Below are 706 nucleotides of genomic sequence, written 5' to 3'. Positions count from 1 at the left end.
GTAAACAAAGGCAACCATCAGGCACGAAACAATCAAAGGTAATTCTGCCAGATGATCCGGTATCTGACTTGCCCAGCTTTAGCTTTTGCTGCACGGCTTTCGACCTCAAACCATCTTTTAAAGCAAAAAGTAACAAGCTCGCAGTAATTGTACAGTAACTACTTCCTTTTATAAATTTGATCCTTTTCACCATTTTTTCAGTCGGGAAGTGTACCTGCAGCCTGTTCTTCTCCAGATTAATCTCGGGCAGGTATCCTGATTGCTTTCGCAGAGGCAAATCTACATTGAATTCCAGACCTTGAAGCTGATTAAAGCTGCCGGCGTCAAAACTATATTTCATCGTTTCCAGATCCAGGCATTGAGAAAGAACCGGATTGAGTGCTGACATCAGCCTGGAATGTATATCGCCATCATGAAGATTGCAAAATCCTTGTCTGATGTTGCTGGTGAGCAGACTGGCCATACCAAATGTTCCTGAGGCTTTCTTAGTGTTTTCCGTTTGTTTCATCGTGCCCGGAAGTGGTCTCGCACAGGCTATCTGCTTGCCTTTTCTTTTTCTGAAGATTACCTGACCTACCGTCCCAGTAAAATGTTTTCCATCGAATAGTCCCATAATTTTATGTTTTTATAAGGCGAAGATAATCGAACAAAAAGTCAAAACGAAGTATTTGGTGACCAATGTATACTGACGTCCAGTAATGTCAGC

1 protein-coding gene is annotated in these 706 nt (G+C 42.2%); it reads right to left on the bottom strand.

Features of this window, described 5'->3' with window-relative positions:
• Positions 1–613, bottom strand: a 613-nt coding sequence (locus OQX62_RS25050; RefSeq protein WP_265834414.1) for a hypothetical protein, incomplete at its 3' end; no start/stop codon positions are given.
• Between the last annotated feature and the right edge of the window lie 93 nt (positions 614–706).

The organism is Pedobacter sp. MR2016-24 (genome assembly GCF_026239655.1).
In the GTDB taxonomy this organism is placed as follows: domain Bacteria; phylum Bacteroidota; class Bacteroidia; order Sphingobacteriales; family Sphingobacteriaceae; genus Pedobacter.
This window is presented reverse-complemented; position numbering and strand designations above follow the sequence as displayed.